We start from the raw sequence: 18,297 nt of genomic DNA, 5'->3' as shown, positions 1-18,297 counted from the left end.
GTCGGCGGCCCGGGGCTGAACTCGGCGAGCGCGTCCCGCGCCAGCGCCTCGATCACCCCGCGCAGCTCCAGGGACGCGAGCCACTCCGGCGGAACGGCCCGAGCCCCGTGCAGAGCCCCCGCAATGTTGCCGCACACGATCCCCGTGGAGTCCGAGTCCCCCGAGTGGTTCACCGACAGCAGCAGCGCGTCCCGCAGGTTATCCGTGGCCAGCGCGGCGTAGAGCCCGATCGCGAGAGCTTCCTCCCCGACCCACCCCTGACCGAGGGTGTCCTTGATCACCTCAGGAGCGACCGGTCCCTGTTGAGCGAGCTCAACGGCCTTGTCGAGGACCTGCACCTGCTCCTCGTGCCCGCGCCACCGCAGCAGCAGTTCCCGAGCCAGCCGAACGGAATCCGGCAGCGGCACGTCCCGGATGAGCTGGTGCACGATCACGGCGAGCACCCCGGCGGACAGATACCCACTGGGATGGCTGTGCGTAAGCGCGGCGGTGCCGACCGCGGCGTGGAAGACCTCGGCGGGATCGTTCGACCACACCGCCACCGGAGCTGCCCGCATGACCCCGCCGCAGCCCTTGGAGTCGTTGACCGGGTTCTGCAGGGTGGCGTGCTGGTGCGTCTGCGCGAACCGCGCCAACGCGGACATGCACGTGCTCCCCGGAGCCCGCGGGCTGAACAACTCGCGGTTCGTGATCAGCCACCCGTCGGGCTGCTGGAGGTGCCGCGCGTACGGACCACCGGCCTGCGCCCACGGCTGGTTCTGAGTGTGGAACCAGCGCTGGTAGGCGTGCTGCACCTCGGGAACGGGGTCGTTGTCCACCGGATTCATCCGCCGAGCGACATGAGCCCGGATGAGCCCCTCGAGCGTGAACAGCATCATCTGCGTGTCATCGGAGATGTGCGCGGAACCATCCCGCAGCACCGGAGCGGTCAGCCCGGCATCGCCGTGCGTCCGCCGGATCAGGTCGATGTCGTGGAACTCGACGGCATACCCGAGCGCATCCCCCACCGCCCCAGCGAGCATCGCCCCCATGAACCGCTCCTGCGGATCAATCGGCTTCGGAGCAGGCTCGGGCTGGGCGGGCTGCTGAGGCGTTGTCGCTGGACGCTGCTGCCCCGCATCACTGGGCTTCTCCTGCTCCAGTGATGCCAGCACCTCCAGCAGCAGTTGCCCGGGAAGATGGGTCTGGTGGCGCGTACCAAGATCGATGACCAAGTCGGTCTCTTTGAAAGCAGGCGTCATTTCGGCAAAAGTTGCCTTGACCTTCCCCTTGGCGAAGCCGGGGATGTGCTCGGAGGCCGAGGCGGCAACGAGCGTCGGCCGGTCACCGAGCTGAAACGCCGCAGGCACACCATCCTCGTGCGCCGCGAGGACGATCACTGACTGGTTGAGCACCTTCACCAGAGTCCGTTCGGAAATCTGGTCAGTGACGTGCAGCTGGAGGAAATGCTCAAGCCTGCTCTCCGGCTCCGGGAACCCCAAAGTCCTCGGGGAAGGCCGGTACGCGGGGTTCGGTCGGTACTGATCGGTGACGGTCCCGTTCTCATCGACCCAGTACTCGCCGACGACATGGCGCTCGGGGACGCCCTCCCACGGCTTTTCGCGCAACATGCGATCCGGCACGCCCAGCCAAGTGCCGGGCTTCTTCAGCCCCTCTGCTCGCACCTGGTCCGTGATCTCCGGGGCCGAGAGCAGCACTGCCCGCGAACCGATGATCATCAGGTCCATCACGTCACCGCGGGTGAGGATGCGCACGTTCCGATCAGCGAGCAGCGGCAGCAACCGGTAGCCGTTGACCGGGACGGTGCCCGTCGGTCCCAGTTCCGGCATCCCCAAATCCGGCGCCGCGCTTTCGTCGGTGCAGACCCAGATCTGCTCCTTCGGCTGATCCGCGATCCGGAAGTACGCGGGCGACGAATCCGGCGCAGTGATCAAGAACGTCCTGGCGACCAGGAACTCCCGGTAGACGTCCTCGACGGGCCCCTGCCCAGTGCTGAACCGCGCAATCGCCTGCTCCAGCGCGGTCATCTCCACACCCTGCGGCTGGCTCATGTCCACCTCCGCATCCCCGGCTCGACGACTCACCGGCTGATCCTGCGCACTCTCGTCGACGAAACGGTAGTAGCTCATGTCGTTGCGCTTCAGGAGCGCGCGCATGAACTCGGGGCCCTCGCTGGGAAGCACATCGCGCTTCTCGGACACCAACGAGACACCCCGGTGGTAGTGGTACAGCGCGACCTTGCCCCACTCCTGGTCGAAAACCTCGACGGTGACCCCGGCCTCCGTGCTCCACCGAAACTCCGCGACCCGCTGCGGTTCATCGCCCGAAGCCATCGAGTACACACCGATCAGCGTGGGGGCCGCGATCGCGTCCGCAGGACGATCCCCATCGGCATCCTGTTGGGTCGAGGCCGGAGTTTCCGCTAAGCCACTGTCACTCAACGCAGTTCGGGAAGGATCTGTTTGGCCCTCTCCGCCCTGCATCGGACCGCCAACCTGTGCAGGAGCCCCAATGGGCATTTGAGCAGGCGCGGGTTGCGGTTGGAATCCCGGTCGGGCGTGTTCCCACTTCGGGTCAAGCGGAAACACGTCGTACTTGATGCAGTACGAGCGAGCAATACCCCTGCGGTCGTCCTCGATGGTGACGGTTTCCCACACCTTGTGCACGAAGTAGACCTGAGAGGCGTCAGCCTCTGAGCGCACTAGGTACGCCGGCCCGATGTCCTCCACGTGCACCGGATCAACCAGTACGCCGAGATCCTCGCGGGCGCAGTCGATGGCCTGATCCGGAGAAGTGATCGACAGCCGCGGCTCCGGTCTCAGCTTGTACGGCGCCGGCCTGGCCGGATCGAGCCCCGTCACCCGCTCGGCGAACAGCGCGCGCAGCTCCTCAGGGAAGTCCTTCGCGCACGTCAGCAGCTCGATGGAGAGTTCGGACTTCCGGTGCTCGCGCACATCGGCCTGCACCCAAGGCGTGATGGCGTCGGCAAACCGATTGGCGAGTACGACCGCTCGCGTCTGCCAGGGCATCGCACGCAAGTGCTCCACGTAGAAGTGGTACACGAGATCCGCCACGACCTCAGCACGCGCCGGGTTGACATCGGACGACGGTTCGCGCGGACTCGTCGCCGAGCGCAAGATGGCACGCGCACGCGTCTCCTCGTCCCCGCTGATCACAATGGTGCGGGAGCCGCCGTACAGGATTTCGACGCCCCGGAAAGCAGCCGTTGCCGCAAGCACGTCCGGATCGGCGATCCCGCCCTGGACCAGCACTTCGACCGCGTTGATCCCAAGCTCGATCTGACGGGCACGCGGGACGGTGGTCTCGCTGAGCTTCCCCCACCGGGCCAGCGCCTGCTCGATCGCATCGAACGTCGGCTCGTCGACCAGTTCGGTGAGTCGCGCGCTCTGCTCCACCCAGATCGCTGGCCCAACATCGAGCCCGCCCGATGGGTTGTCCACGAGCAGGCCGATATCACGCAGCGCAGCTACCAAGTCCGCAACCAGGAACTTCGCCTGCAGCTCGGCAACGCCGTTGACCACCAGGAACGCATCCGGGGGGAGTGCTTTCAACAGCCTGGGCACGTACATCGGCTTCGCACGTACATCGTCAGGTACCAGGCAACTTGCGGCAAAGGCCGTCAAGCGAGGGCCGTCCGGATCTTGGAGCGTCATCGGATGCCCGTCCGGCGTCATGAGAACGGGCAACACGGCTTTGGCAATCAGCTCGAGGAGGACGTGCTGATCGATATGACCGGCCATCGCCCAACGCATCCCCCGATCGATCCAATTCACCGGAGGTCCCGCGCGCTCAACCAATGACGACCGGCAGTCGGGATTGGCCTGACGGTTTGCCGACTCCGCGTTCTGCTCCTGGCCCGCAGGGGACAGGTTGAAGTCCTTCAGCCCGATCGGGAAGTCGCCGCCGGGCTCACTCTCGGTGAATAGGCCGTACCGACTGGCCTTGTCGGCATGCGCGGCCGCTGCATCCCCGGTCGTCCGAACCTCGAGCGACCACGTGCGGGAGTCATTGCTCGGGTTCCGGGCTGCACCTTCGTGATCCACTACCAGTTCACCTTCCCCGGTCCAGCTGCGAAGTCCGCGGGCTCACGCACTGCAACCTGGCTGCGGATCGCAGGCTTACCAAGCCGGATAGCGTCGCAGCCATGCCTGGTCGCTGGGCGGGCCGGGGCTGAACTCGGCGAGCGCGTCCTTGGCCAGCGTCTCGACGATCTCGCGGAGTTCCAGCGTGTTCAACCACTTCTGCGGAATCGCGCGAGTTCCGTACAGCGCCCCGCCGATGTTGCCCGCCACGATCCCCGTCGAGTCGGAATCCCCCGAGTGGTTCACCGACAGCAGCAACGCATCCCGCAGGTTGTCCGTGGCCAGCACGGCGTAGAGCCCGATCGCGAGTGCCTCCTCGCCGACCCAGCCCTGCCCCAGGGTGTCCTTGAGCTCTTCCGGGCTGACCGGGCCCTTCCTCGCGAGCTCCACGGCTTTGTCGAGGACCTGCAGCTGCTCTTCGTGTCCACGCCACCGCAGCAGCAGCTCCCGAGCCAACCGAACGGAATCCGGCAACGACACATCCCGGATGAGCTGGTGCACGATCACCGCCAGCACACCAGCGGACAGATACCCACTGGGATGGCTGTGCGTCAGCGCAGCCGTACCGACCGCGGCGTAGAACACCTCAGCCGGATCACCGGACCACACCGCCACCGGCGCAGCGCGCATAACACCGCCGCAGCCCTTGGAATCGTTGATCGTGTGCTGCGGAGTCGCGTGCTGATGCGTCTGCGCGAACTTCCTCAACGCCGACATGCACGTACTCCCCGGAGCACGCGTGCTGAAGAGCTCCTGGCGCGTGATCAACCACCCATCGGGCTGCTGGAGACGCTGCGCATAAGGCCCACCCGCCTGATCCCAAGGCTGGTACTGCGTGTGGTACCAGCGCTGATAGGCGTGCTGCACCTCGGGAACCGGATCGTTGTCGACAGGATTCATCCGCCGAGCCACATGCGCCCGGATGAGCCCTTCGAGCGTGAAGAGCATCATCTGCGTGTCGTCGGAAACCTGAGCAACACCGTCCCGCAACACCGGATCGGTGAGCCCAGCGTCCCCGTGCTTCCGCCGAATCGTCCCGATGTCGTCGAATTCGATGGCGAACCCCAACGAATCCCCGACGGCCCCGGCCAACATCGACCCCATGAACCGCTCGTGCGGCTCGATGGGCTGAGGTGGTGCGGTGCGAGCAGTTCCGGACGTGGCCGGGTACCGCTGCCGCCACTCCGCACTGTCCGGGGGCTGCGGCCCGAACTGCTCTCCGGCGTCCTGCGCTAGCCGGTAAAGCATGCGACCGCCGGTAAGCCCCTTCAGCCAATGCTCGGAAAGCCGTTGCACACCCTCGAGGCTGGCGCCGAGCAGCGCCCCGCAGAGCGCGCCGGTCGCGGAGCTGTTGCCCGAGTGGTTGACCGCGATGCGCAACGACTCGTCGAAGTCGTACTCCGCCGATTCAGCAGCGCAGACAGCGATCGCGATCGCCTCGGTGGCGGTGTCACCCGTGCCCAGTTGTTCGATCTCAGCGGGAGTGATGCCGCGCCTCGCGACCCTTTCAGCCTTCATCAACGCGGTTCTCAGTTCCGGGCCGGAAAGCTCACCCGACTCGGACTGGACCATGCCGACCGCACGCACCGGGTTCTTCGAGAAGATGCAGAGCTGCAGAAGCACCACGAACCCCGCGACCGAAGCAGCCTCCGCGTCGCCCAGACCTGACGCAGCCTGCCGGACCAGCGGGAAAAGCCTCGGATAGACCTCGGTCCAGAGCGCCATCGGCAAGTAGCGAACGATCTCGTCAGCACTGTTCCCGACCTGCATCAGCGATGGCCGGAAATCCGGATCGATCGGGTAGTGCGCGGCCGACTCGGCGATCACGTCGTTGGCGAAGTCGGGGAATCGCTCCGCACATCGCTGGTACCCGGCGTCGAGCAGATCTCCCAAATCCGGATCTTCGCCGCCGACCCGGGCTTGATCGGCCCTGATCAAGATGTCCAACGACAGGGCCAACTTGAGCGAACTCGACCGGAGCTGCTCGGGTTCCGCAGCAGCTGCGTAACGCGAGATTCCCTGGCTGCCGAACTGCTCTTGGATCTCGGGCCAGGTCAAGTCGGCGACGGCTGAGCCGAGGCGATCCCCGATGGCGAAGCCGAGAACAGCACCGGACAACCGGTCCCGCCGCTCATCGACGCTCCCCCCAGCCCCCAGCACAGTCGGCTCGGACCGCCGCTGGCGCCCACGCGTCCGGGGATCGCTCAGCGGCTCGTCAACCTGTTCCGGAGTTCGCGGAGCGCTGCTGGTCAACTGCGTGGACGGGCTTGGTGAGCGCATGCCGGTCGGCTGTGGTGGGCCGTACTCCTCGAAGAGGTCGGCAGCCAATTCCTCGATCGTCTGAGCAGACGTGAGTCTGCGCCGCCAAACCTGTGGAAATGCTCCTGCACCGAAACGCGCGCCCGTCAACAAGCCGCAAACAGCCGCGCTCACGGCGCCGTACTGGGCTGCTGATGCGGCGTGCAGCTCTGCTCGCCCACCGGAACCGAACCGCCACGTGAGGTACAACGCGCGAGTGACGACTTCGGGGCCGGACGAGCCATCACCCAGTTTCGCCAGTGCTTCGTCCAGTGGCGCCTTCTCGACTGCGCGCGCGTTCTCCGCGAGGAATTCCAGCCGGAGGCGGAGCCCTTCGCCCACACCTCTCTGGTTCAGCCGCTCGATCGAGTCGATGGCGATCCGGCGCAAGTCCTGGTCGCCGTCCGCGAGTGCCCGTGCCAACGCGACGGCCAGGACCGCCGCGCTCGCACGATCCTCAGATCGATCGCTCAGCAGTTCCGCCGCCGCCATACCGCGGCGGAAGACCACCTCGTCCGGGCTTCCCGCGCTGCCCAGCGCAACGGGAACGGACACGGCCAAACAGCCGAGGTCACCGTTGTCCTTCGGCAACCCGCGCGCGATACCCGTGGTGAACGCCTCGTCTGCGTCACCGCCACGTCGGAGCTCGACACCCGAGTGAACTGCGGCCCTGGCACCGGACAGCAGCAGGTCGGTCCGAGCTGTCCTGGACCGGATGCCCGTTCCACTCGACGGCCGCGCAGCCGCGAGCAGATCGTCGACCGATGCCGGGCCCAACGCCCCCAGAGAATCTCCCAACGCCCCACCGACGAGCATGCCCAGCGCTCGCCCGTAGCGGGTGTAGTTCCACACCCCAGGTCGACGATTCTGCTGCTGCTGTTCACCCGCGGCACCGTTGAACCGCTCGCGCGCCGCTGCCTTCTCCTCGAGGTCGTCGACGTGCTGGAACCAGGACAGGGGCAGCAGAATAGGCCGCGACTTGATCTCCCGCCATGCGCGGAGCAGCCGCTGCTGGTCGTCGGTCATCGCGTGTTCGTTCTGGCTCATGCCCCACTGCTCTCGTTCACCATCAGGTCCGCAACACCTCAGAACGAGGGGTAGTCGTGAACCCAGCTCTGCTGCCAACGCCTCTCGACATCCACGCCCCGACTGGCCAGCACATCGGCGGTCAACCGGTCGAACACGTCTCGAAGCACCAAGTCCTCCGACCATTGCGGTGGGACTGCCGAGTCCCCTCGACCCGCCCCCAGCATGGCACCGACGAGCACCGCGGAGGCAGGCAGCAACTCCCCTGCGAGACGGACGGCACCGTCGAAATCGGTGAACCGCAAATGGGCCGCTGCAATGGCGACAGCCAGGGCATTCGGCGCATTGCCCGCACCGACCAGCTCCCTCAACAGCGATGGGTCGCCAGCCCTGCCGAGCCGCCCAGCTGACGAGATCATTCCGTGGACGCCCCCGCAGCCAGGCCACTTGACCAGTTCCTCGAGGACGATCTCGCTCGCAGCCGCGAGGTCGCCGCCGGCGAGCAAGGTGTTGATGATGACGGCGAAGGCACCAGCGCTGAGATACGCGTCCGGGTGCCCGTGCGTGAGCAGCGCGTTCGCCGCGGCTTGCGCCAGAACTTCCTCGGGGGAGTCGGACCACGCCGCCATGCCGATCGTTCGGAGGATCGCCGACGGAGTACGCGCATCGTTGATCGGGCGGCGGAACGACCCGAACACCTGCCGCTCCGCGAATACCGCCAACGCGGCGTCGCAGACCGGATCCGGGTCGCGTTGCTGGAACAGCCTGGCGTCCTTGATCAACCAGCCGGTTGGCTCCGGGAGCACGTCGACGTACGCGCCCGGTACGACCTCGGACCAGGGCGTTCCCTGGGTGTGCCGCCACCGCAGCAGGCCGAAGAGGGCAGTGTTACCGGGGTTCACCGCGTGCTCCACCCGGTAGTACGTCTCCGCGCGCACGACCGAGTCCAGCCCGAACAACATCATCTGCGCTGCAGCGGAAAGCCCTGATCCACCACGCAACACCTGGTCGGCCACCACCGCACCCCGGACCGCAGCGCCGAAGTTGGCGCGCATCCCGTGGATCAGCGCGATGTCGTCCAGCTCCGGCTGCTGCCCGCTCTGCCCTCGGCAGAACTCATCGCTGCTGCGCCCGAAGGCGCGGCGGATCAGCGCGACGTCCCAGTCGTTCCGCCGCTTTCCGGCTCGCCACACCTCGTCGGAACGCGGCGCGTCGCGAAGCCTGTCCAGCACCAGCCGCTCATCACGGGACACCGCGGGGTTGCTCGCCGTGCTCATCGTCATGCTCCCTTGCCGCGCAGCAGGTCATCGGGGATCGGGACCGGTTCACCGTCGGGGCCCTCGTACGACAGCCGCGGACCGATCTCGTCCAGCATCTCGGGGGTGATCTCGGATGCGGGGACCTGCTCGGCGCGTACGACGAGCACCTTCTCCCACTTGCCGTCGATCAGCTCGTCCACGACCTCCGCCTCCAGGGTGCGGAAGTAGGACCGGCCGCCGAACAGGTACTCCGATTCGCCCTTGTTCCCGGACAGGAAGTCGATGTCCACGGCAGATTTCGAATGGATCATCATGCGGATCCGCGGCACTCCGCTATCCGGGTGGTACGAGTAGTCGGGATGGCTGGAGCTCGAGTACGCCTGCTCGGCGGTCATCTTGCCGGGCGCGTAGCGGCGCACGTGGTCCTCGAAGTTCCCCTCGCTGCGTCCACCGATGTTCCGCCTGACCCAGCCCTCGTGGCTGGGCAGCCGGTTGAGGGCTGACGAGAGGGCCCTGGCCATCGGATCCTGGCTGGACATCGCGTTGGCGTGCTTGAAGAAGTCCGTTTCTCGCAGGGCCCGGTTGAGTTCCTTGTAGCCGTGTTCGCTGTAGACCCGGATCGCGAGCAGCTCTTCGTCGGTGATCTCGTGCACCTCCGGGTACTGCTCTCGCGGGTACTTCGCTTCCAGCGCCGCCCGCATCTCAGGCAGCACCGCGTGGTAGTCCGCTTCGAACCCTCGGGCGTACATCGGGAAGTTGTCCCGGAAGTCCTGCCGGTCCTGCTCGGACAGCCGGAAATCGGGATCGTCGAGGTAGTCCTGCGCCAGCGCGTCGCCTTTGGCGTCGAGGGCCCACTTGACGTCCTGCGGGATCTCCGGTTCGGGCGCATGCGGCTGATCGTGCTGCGGCCCATCGAGTTCGCTCCCCCCGCGGGGTGCGTCCACATCCGGGGACGGATCCGCATCGCCCAGCATGGCGCGGATCCGGTCCCCCGAGGAAGCGTCGGCGTGGGACGTTCCTCCGCCTCCGCGGTTCTCGTCCCCCAGCAACTCCGCCAGGCTCTTCGTCCCGGCGGGAGCCGGCGTTTCATCCGGAGGCGGATCGAACGGACTTCCGCGGTCCGCAGCGGAAGCCGGCGCTTCACCCGGAGCAGGGTCGAACGGGCTTCCGCGGTCCGCAGCGGAAGCCGGCGCTTCACCCGGAGGAGGATCGAACGGACTTCTGCTGTCCGCAGCGGAAGTCGTCCCCGAATCCGGCTTCGAGCCTTGTGCGGCGGGTTCGAAGTCGTTCTTCCAACCCGGATCATCCGTGGACGACGAACCAGTCCGGGCCGAAGGCTCGGGTGAAGGCACGTCCGACGGCGAAGGATCGAAATCGTTCCGCACGGCCTGCGCATGCGATGAACCCGACTGCGCGGACGAGGGGTCCACCTCGCCATCCGATTTGGCCGGAGCATGCCTCAACTCCGGCTCGAAATCCGTTAGGCCTTCCGGCTTTTGGCTGGATTTCGGGGTAGCCGAAACCGGAGCGTTGGCTGATTCCGGAGTCCCGGCGTGTTGAGCAACGTCCGGCTTGTCCCGACCGGGCTTAGTGCTGGACGCGGCCGCGGGTTGTCCGGCCGGATCCCCAGGTCGAGCGTGCGGCGGTTGCGAGCTGGGGCCACTGACGTCCGGGGACTGCGTCGGGCTCGGCCCCTTGGCCGGGTTGCCAGCGTCGGACGGCGACATGTTGCGCTGCCCGGGCTGTCCCTCCGGCCGTGGACCGCTGGGTGCGGGCGACGACTGAGCCTGGCCCGGGGAGTTGCTCGTTGCCGGCGGTTGTCCCCCTGGTCGTGCGGGTGGCGTCGGTTGCTGCGGCGTGCTCGGAGCCGACGGGGCGGCCGAGGGCTGTGGAGCCGCAGCTGCCGGGCGCGGCTGGCTGGGGACTTGCTGTCCCGGCGCGTTGGGCGATGCCGACGGTTGTTGTTGCATCGGCGGCCGCTGGGCACCTGGGTGTGCATCCGGCGCAGGTGGGTTGGGACGTTGCCCACCCTGCGGTTGTTGCCTTGCGTCGAGCCCCTGCGGTGGCTGCTGGGTGTACGGGGCTTGCTGCGCGGCAGGGGGTTGCTGGCGCATCGGCTGCTGCGGAGCTTGGTCGGCGAACCGCTGCGGCATCGGCGCTTGGGACGGCTGCTGCTGGGGCTGCGGCGCAGCCTGGTTGGGTCGCTGAACCGCGGCCGGCTGTTGAGCAGCTTGCTGGCCCGGTGCACCTCCGGCTTGCGGCGTCGACTGCTGCGGCGTCGCCGGATACGGAGTCGTCTGCTGTGGATGGGCCGGACCGGCGGGCGCATTCTGCTGCTGGAACTGCTGCGGCTGCGAGTGCTGCTGGAGCTGCGGCTGCGGCGACTGCTGCTGCTGAGTCTGCTGGAACTGCTGCTGCGGCTGCTGCTGGAACTGCGGCGACTGCTGCTGCGGCTGCTGCGGCTGCTGCGGCTGAGCCTGCTGGAACTGCTGCTGCGGCTGCTGCTGGAACTGCTGCTGGAAGTGCTGCTGTGGCGGCGGGTTGGGGACGAACTGACCAGTGTTCGGGTCGACGCGACCGAGCGGCTCCCACTGGTGGGTTTGCGGGTTGAAGCGGCCGAGGTCGTGGTAGCCGTTCGCGTCGAGGTGCACCGGGATCCAGCGGCCCATGTCGTCCGCGCGGCCGTGCGCGATCCACTGACCGTTCTGCGCGTAGTGCCCGTCGGGCGCCAGGTTTCCGGTGTGGTCGACGTGCTCCGGCACCCACCGCCCCTCGGGATCGACGTGCCCGGCGCGGATCAGGTTCCCGTTGGCGTCGTGCACGGCGTTGCCGTTCGCATCAACGCGAACGTGCGGCACGAACTCGCCGGTCGGCGAGACGTGGCCTTGGATCGGCAGGCCGTACCCGTCCTGGCGGGTGTGGATGCCGCTCCAGCGCGGGCCGCCGGGATGCTGGAACTCCTTCGGCGGTCGGTCCAGGAAGCCGCGTTGTTCGGCGTTGGCTGCTTGGGCTCCGTGGCGGACCCATTCCGGTTCGTGGCCCGGGGGGTAGGGGCTGTCGTGGACCGCTTGGGTGCCGTCCGGGTGGAAGCTGGCCCACTGGCCCGGTTCGTCGAAGGTGGCTTGGACGCCGTCGGGGCCGTTCGGGTCCAGTTTCGCCCTGGACTCGCTGGCGTACATGTTGCCGAAGTTGTCGACCCACGCGTTGGTCTTCGGGGCGAGGACTTCGACGCCCAGTTCCTTCGACAGCTGCTGGGCGAAGTTCGGGGAGCCGTCCGGCAGGTCGGCGCCGGTGTTGCAGGACAGCAGGCGGACCGGGGCGCCCGGCTTGTAGCCCGGTGCGCCCTTGATGATCTCGGCCAACTCCTTCGCGGAGAGCTCCTGGCCGCGGAAGCTCACGCCGTTCGGGCTGCCGTGCACCTCGACCGTGTAGCGCTTCGGGTCGATGGACGGGTTCGGTTCCCGCCAGTGGTCCAGCGGAGTGCGCGGCGTGCCGGGCACAGCAGGCCGCGGAGGCACCATCGAGAGACCCGACTTGGTGTTGCGGATCCCCGTGGGCTCGCTGCCCAACTTCTGCCGCAGCTCGTCCGAGACGTTCACCCGCTCGTGCAAGCCCGCGTTGAGGTTCCAGGCGTGCTCGTGCGGGACCGCCGGGGGACGTTCGGCCGCCATGGACTCCGCGGTGGAGCGCTCCGGAGCCGGTTCCGGCTGGTGGCCGGGGGATTCCTCGCGGACGGGCTGCTGGCGGTCCGGGCCCCAGCGCTGGTCGCCCTCGGTCCTGACGTTCGAGAACGAGTCGGGGCGGACCTGCGAGAACTCGTTGCGACCGGCGTCCGGGTGCCGCGGGCCTGGTTGGTGCGCGGTGGGCGCGTTTCGGTTCGGAGCGTCCGGGCGTGCGCTCTGGGGGTGGGCGCCGCTCGGGTTCTGCCCGGACTCCGGGTGGCGCTGGCGTGGCGCGTCCGGGTCGGCATCTGGGCGGGTCCGGGACGGACCGTCCGGGTGCGTCGACCGGTCGGGGTGGGACGGACCGTCGGGCCGCTGGTGCTGAGCGGGCGGGCCATCGGGCCGCGGCGCCGACTGGCGCGACGGGCCATCCGGATGCTGGTTGGGCCGGGCATCTGGGCGCGACGGATCGTTCGGGCGCGCTGAGCCGTCCGGGCGCGCGGGCGCGTCGGGGCGCGGCTGGCCGCCCGGGTGCTGCGGCGTGTTCGGCCTCGACGCATCCGGGCGTGACGGAGCATCCTGCGGCCTTGGACCAGCCGGGGGCTGCGGGGCGTTCTGCCGCGGCGGACCGTCCGGGTGCCCGGAACGGGCTGGCCCGTTCTGCGACGCGGGTGCGTCGGAACGTGGTGCGCCGCCTGGATGTTGCAGCGTGTTCGGGCGCGATGGCGCCTGCTGCGCGGGGTTCGGCCCGTCGGGCCGTCCCGGCCCTCCGGGGCGGTTCGCGCCGGCCGGACGCTGTCCGGCCTCGCTGCCCGGGCTGCGCCGCTCCGGCGCGTCCGGCTTCGCCGATCCGCGCTCGGACGGGCCCTCCGGCCCGCGCTGACGCGGGGCCTCGGGGCCGTTCCTCCCGGCTGCGCCGGGGCTTCCCGGGGTTCCGGTCCACCCACCGGAACCGGTCCGTCCGGCGCCTCCGCCGGTCGATCCCGTTCCTCCGGGGGCGCCGCCGGCGGCCATGCCACCGCCGACTCCGCCGCCAGCGGCTCCGCCGGACGACTGGTCGGAGCGGGAAGGCGGGGGCGCGGACGCAGGTGTCGCGACGCCAGGATCCGACGGCCGAGCAGGTGCGTCCACATTGGACGAAGTGGTGCTCGCCGGGGTGTTCGGCGCATTCGTGCCGTGCCCGCCAGGCGAGCCGAAACCTCCTGCAGGACCGCCAATTGGCCCCGCAGAGCCACCTGGGGATGGAGCGCCGGTGGGCGACGCGCCGGAATGCCCCGGTCCACCGCTGAACGTCGAACCACCCGGGTTCCCGCCACCGGGCTGGGGTCCACCAGGGTTCCCACCACCGGGGTGCTGGCCACCCGGCTGAGGGCTGTTCCCGCCGTCAGGACCAACACCGCCGGAGTGCGAGCTACCGGGGTTCCCGCCGCCGGAGTGCGAACCACCCGCGTCGGTGTGCGCACCACCGGCCCCGCCCTGCTGCGAGCTGCCGTGCCCACCGTGCTGCGAACCACCCGGGGTCACGCCATCGGAGTGCGAGCCACCCGGATTCGGGCCGCCCGACGGCGAACCGTGGCCGCCATCAGGTCCAGCGCCACCGGGATGCGAGCCACCAGCGTTCCCACCGCCGGACTGCGAACCACCAGGCCCCTCCGAGTGCGAACCACCAGGCCCGTCCGAAGGTGGCCCAGCGGACCCACCTGGCTCCGAAGTGCCAGGCCCGTTCGAGCCCGAACTTCCGGGGCTGTTCTCGGAGCTGCCGCGGTTCGGCGCTCCCGCGCTGTCACCGACGTTCGAATCCGGCGACGAACCGTTCCCGTCGGTGCCCGGCGAATCCGGACCGGCCTCGGAGGAACCGGACCCGTTGCGGGTGTTCCCAGGCCCGTCGGAGTCGTCCGTTCCGCCGCCGCCCGGCGCGTCGGGGCCGCCGAACTTGGCGTTGTGCTTGCCCACCACGTCGGTGCCGAAGACGTCGTCGACCTTCTTCCACGTCTTCTCGGCGAGCTTGTCCGACAGCTTGCCCGCGACGTCGACCTTGTCCGCGAGCTTGCCGACCTTGCCGGCGGCCGTGCCGATCCCGTCGGCCGCTTTCTTGCCCATCTTGCCCAGGGCCTTCATCACGTCGCCGAAGACCTCGGCCATCTTGGCCAGCTTCGGTGCGACGTTGCTGATCGTCTTGACCAGCTTCTGGACGATGTCCGCGATCTTGCCCACGGTCTTGGTGATGAACGCGACCGCCTGCGGCACCACCCACGCCAGCGAGACGAGCGGCGGGGCCATCGCTTCCAGCGCGTAGGTGATCAGCCGCGAGATGCAGTCGGACACCAGGTCGCGGACGAACTCGCGGACGAACGAGACGACCTCGCCCATGATGGTCACGACCGAGCTGATCGTGTTGGCCAGCTCGGCAGCCGCCCCGAGGGCTTCGCCCTTCTCCGCGGCGTGCTGGCGGTAGGCATCGCCGGCTTGGCCCGTCCACTCCGCGGTGTCGGACTTGACCGCGTCGTTGTACTGGGTCGCCGCCGTGGTGACGGCCTTGGAGACGTTCGCCCAGGTCTCCCCGTACGCCTTGACGCCGTCGGGGTCGCCGGCGAACCAGTCCAGCGCCTCCTTGAGCGGTTCGACGTGCTCGATCAGCCAGGACAGGCCGTAGGACAGCAGGGTGCCGATCGGGTCGACGGCCATGCCGACCACTTCCAGCGCCGCACCGCCGTAGGCCAGCCCGGTCTCCACCCAGTTGGAGCCCTCGTTGAGGCTGCTGATGTCGTTGATCGACTCGGCGATGCCGATGCCGGTGCCCCACCCGGCGTCGCCGGTGCCCGCGGTGAAGATCCCGGGGCCGTCCGGGTTCTCCTTCTGCTGCGCGACGAGGGGGTTGCTCATGCCCGTCCCGCCTCTCCGCGATTCACAGTGGTGGTTGCGTTCAGCTCGATCGCACGTTTCGCGGCTTCCTGCGGCTGAGCCGCGTCACGGTCCCCTGAGGTGCGGTTGAGCAGGACTCGGGCGGGCACAGGGCTGCTCATACCTCGATGCCCCCGATGAGGTCGCTGTTGTTGTCGTCGACGGCCTGGTAGTCCTCGGCTGCGCCGCGCACGTTGTCCGCGACCTCCTGCATGGCTTCGACCGCCTTCTGCAGGGTTTCGACGCCGTGCTGCTCGACCGGGTCGAGCATCCAGGCGAACGGGCGGCACAGGATCCCGTAGGCGTCGTTGTCCAGCGAGACCTGCTGCGACGCGTCGACAGCCACGTTCAGCTGGTCGACCACGCCGTCCACTTTGGACCCGTGGGTGCGCAGGTTCTCGATGACGACGTTCATCTCGTCGGGCATGGCAGAAGGTTCCTCGGATCGGGCTCGGCGGGGTCAGCGCAGGAACGAACCGCTGCCGAAGTCGTCATCGTCGAAGTCGTCGGCAGGGCGCCGACGAGTCGGCGGCTGCTGCTCGCGCGGCGGCGCAGCAGGCCGCTGCGGTGGCGTCGGGGGCTGCCTGCGCTGCGGCTCCTCGTAGTCGTCCTCGATCGAGACCTGCATCTCGCGCAGGTGGCCGGCGCGCTCCGGCTCTTGCTCGTCCTCAGGCGGTTCCGGGAAGTACTTGCGGGCTTGGCCGAGGACGTGCTGGGCCGCGGTGTCCTCCAAGCCGACGGTGTCGGCGACCGCCTGCTGCATCATCTCGGGGATCTTCGCCTGCGCGGCCTGCACCGTCCGCATGATCTCAGCGCCCAGCTTCGCCATCGGGCGATTGCTCGCGGCTTCCGACAGCTGCAGGGCCTCGAGCATGCCGCCGGAGCCGACCGTCACCTGGACGGCGCCGTCCTTGGACGACTCGGTGACCGAGATCTGCTGGATCTGCTGCTGCATCCGGCCGAACTTCTCGGCCTTCTCCTCGGCCTTCTCCTGCCACTCACGGACCATCCGCTCGGTAGCGCCGATATCCCTACCGAAGTCTTCCGGCACGTCGCTCCCCCGCCACGCTCAACCCAACGCTGGTTCGCGGCTACAGATCCACCACCGCGGCTGTGCACGGTATCAACGGCGAATGCCGCAGCGGTAAGGAAAGCGACAACTGCGCGTGTAGCGATCATCACCTGCCGGACGTTTGATTCCCCAGCCGCGACGCCCGACGCGCCCAGCCAGCACAGGCCGCCGCAAGCGCGCAGCGCCCGCACCGCCACGCAAAACGACCACGGAATCAATCGACCTCCGGGGCAGGAGTCGGCGTCCGTCACCCTCTGCTCCGGCGTAGGGTCGGAGGGCGTGACGGTTGGATGGTCCCCTGCTGAGCTGCGCTTGGACCAGGGGCGTCCGGACAGCCGCGGGTTGGCCGAGGCGCTGCGCGCCGCGATCCGCGACGGGCGTCTTCCCGCCGGTTCCCGCGTGCCGTCCACCCGTGCCCTCGCGCAGGACCTCGGCGTCGCTCGGGGCACCGTGACCCGCGCCTACGACCAGCTGATCACCGAGGGCTTCCTGATGTCCCGGCAGGGCGCGCCGACCACGGTGGCCGATCGGCTCGCCGCGCCGGACCCGGTCGACGACGCGCCGAGCCCGGCGCCGCCCACCGCGCGCTGGGACTTCCGACCCGGGCGGCCGGACCTCAGCGCCTTCCCGCGCCGGGACTGGCTGGCCGCGAGCCGCCGGGCCCTGCACGACATCCCCGCCGACGACCTCGACTACGGGGACCCGCAGGGGCACCCGCTGCTGCGGGAAGCGCTCGCCGACTACCTCGCGCGCGTGCGCGCGGTGGCCACGGCGCCGGAGCGGATCATCGTCTGCAACGGCTACACGCAGGCGTTGTCGCTGCTCAGCAAGGCCCTTCACGACCAGGGCGTGGACTCGATGGACTTCGAGGACCCGTCCGCGCCGCAGCTGCGGACCATCCCGGCCAGCCTCGGCATGGCGGTGCGCGGCGTGCCCGTCGACGAGCACGGCATCGACGTCGAGCAGCTGCGCAGCGGGGCGGTCGTGGTGACGCCGGCGCACCAGTTCCCGCTCGGCGTCGCGCTGAGCTCGGCACGGCGGATGGCGCTGGTGCAGCGCGCCAAGGCCGAGGACCTGCTGGTCGTCGAGGACGACTACGACGGCGAGTTCCGCTTCGACCGGCAGCCCGTCGGTTCGCTGCAGGGCATGGCGCCGAACCACGTCGCCTACGCGGGCACCGCCAGCAAGACGCTGGCCCCGGCGCTGCGCCTGGCATGGCTGGCGCTGCCTCCGCAGCTGGTCGATCCGGTCCGCACGCTGAAGATCAACAGCGGGTTGCACGCGCCGCTGTTCGAACAGCTGGCCATGGCCGAGCTGATCCGGTCGGGCGCTTACGATCAACACGTCCGCCGATCGCGCGCCGCGTACCGGAGGCGGCTGGAGCTGCTCGGCGCCGCGCTGGACGACCTGCGCGCGAACCACCGGCCGCACCCGGCCGGGATCTCGGCCGGACTGCACGTCACCTTGCAGCTCGACCCGGAGGGACCCACGGAGCGAGAAGTCCTGGCCCGGGCGCGGGAGCAGTCGGTGGAACTTGAGGTACTCGGGCCGCACTGGATGCGCGCGGGAGCCCATCCGCCCGGCGTGGTCGTCGGCTACGCCGCCCCGGCGGAGCACGCCTTCCGCCCCGCGCTGCAAGCACTGGTCGCCGTCCTCCAGCGGTGACCCGATCGGGCGCATGCCCGGCAAGTCCACAGCACAACAGGGGAACACCTGTTCTATTCTGGGTTCCCCGCCGCACGACACAGGAGACAGAGTTGACCGAGGAACAGTCGAGCACCGAGAACGCCCCGGCCCAGCCCGAGTCGGCGCAGTCCCCGGTCGAGCCGGCCGCGGAGACCCCGGCTGCCGACGCTCAGGCCGACACCACCGCGACCGACACCGCACCGACCGAGCCGAAGCCGGAGGCACCGGCCGAGGAGGCGGCAACCAGCAGAAGACGCTGGTCGCCCGGTGGCGGGCGACCGGTGCCAAGG

At 69.1% G+C, this 18,297-nt stretch carries 7 protein-coding genes and 1 pseudogene; 2 read left to right on the top strand and 6 right to left on the bottom strand.

Features of this window, described 5'->3' with window-relative positions:
* From ABTZ89_RS19665 to ABTZ89_RS19640, 6 genes are all read right to left on the bottom strand, one after another.
* On the bottom strand, positions 1–4,064 hold a 4,064-nt coding region (locus tag ABTZ89_RS19665; protein WP_351046604.1), incomplete at its 3' end, for a type VII secretion system-associated protein.
* A gap of 75 nt (positions 4,065–4,139) precedes the next feature.
* Positions 4,140–7,448 (bottom strand): ADP-ribosylglycohydrolase family protein, encoded by a 3,309-nt coding sequence (locus tag ABTZ89_RS19660; protein ID WP_351046601.1) that lies wholly within the window; start codon positions 7,446–7,448, stop codon positions 4,140–4,142.
* Positions 7,449–7,486: 38 nt separating this feature from the next.
* On the bottom strand, positions 7,487–8,704 hold the full coding sequence (locus tag ABTZ89_RS19655; protein WP_351046598.1) for an ADP-ribosylglycohydrolase family protein: 1,218 nt from the start codon (positions 8,702–8,704) through the stop codon (positions 7,487–7,489).
* Between the two features lie 2 nt (positions 8,705–8,706).
* Positions 8,707–15,231 (bottom strand): DUF8616 domain-containing protein, encoded by a 6,525-nt coding sequence (locus ABTZ89_RS19650; RefSeq protein ID WP_351046595.1) that lies wholly within the window; start codon positions 15,229–15,231, stop codon positions 8,707–8,709.
* 136 nt (positions 15,232–15,367) lie between these two features.
* Positions 15,368–15,676: an ESX-1 secretion-associated protein gene (locus tag ABTZ89_RS19645; RefSeq protein WP_351046592.1), complete on the bottom strand. Its 309-nt coding sequence runs from the start codon at positions 15,674–15,676 to the stop codon at positions 15,368–15,370.
* A 33-nt stretch (positions 15,677–15,709) separates the two neighbouring features.
* Positions 15,710–16,258, bottom strand: a complete 549-nt coding sequence (locus tag ABTZ89_RS19640; protein ID WP_351046589.1) for a YbaB/EbfC family nucleoid-associated protein — start codon at positions 16,256–16,258, stop codon at positions 15,710–15,712.
* Positions 16,259–16,600: 342 nt separating this feature from the next.
* Here ABTZ89_RS19640 and pdxR point away from each other — a divergent pair, with 342 nt between their 5' ends.
* Positions 16,601–17,986, top strand: a complete 1,386-nt coding sequence (gene pdxR / locus ABTZ89_RS19635; protein WP_270947587.1) for a MocR-like pyridoxine biosynthesis transcription factor PdxR — start codon at positions 16,601–16,603, stop codon at positions 17,984–17,986.
* A 92-nt stretch (positions 17,987–18,078) separates the two neighbouring features.
* Positions 18,079–18,297 (top strand): annotated as a pseudogene (locus ABTZ89_RS19630) (hypothetical protein); the annotation flags it as partial.

Origin of the sequence: Saccharopolyspora sp. NPDC002686 (assembly GCF_040295745.1) — a bacterium.
GTDB lineage: Bacteria > Actinomycetota > Actinomycetes > Mycobacteriales > Pseudonocardiaceae > Saccharopolyspora > Saccharopolyspora oryzae.
The sequence above is the reverse complement of the archived record's forward strand: the minus strand, read 5'-3'. Positions and strand labels throughout refer to the sequence as shown.

Bases quoted from the DNA above. Each gene is read 5' to 3' on its own strand.
- ABTZ89_RS19660 (WP_351046601.1), bottom strand. From the start codon at position 7,448: ATGAGCCAGAACGAACACGCGATGACCGACGACCAGCAGCGGCTGCTC.
- ABTZ89_RS19650 (WP_351046595.1), bottom strand. From the start codon at position 15,231: ATGAGCAACCCCCTCGTCGCGCAGCAGAAGGAGAACCCGGACGGCCCC.
- ABTZ89_RS19640 (WP_351046589.1), bottom strand. From the start codon at position 16,258: ATGGTCCGTGAGTGGCAGGAGAAGGCCGAGGAGAAGGCCGAGAAGTTC.
- ABTZ89_RS19655 (WP_351046598.1), bottom strand. From the start codon at position 8,704: ATGAGCACGGCGAGCAACCCCGCGGTGTCCCGTGATGAGCGGCTGGTG.
- ABTZ89_RS19645 (WP_351046592.1), bottom strand. From the start codon at position 15,676: ATGCCCGACGAGATGAACGTCGTCATCGAGAACCTGCGCACCCACGGG.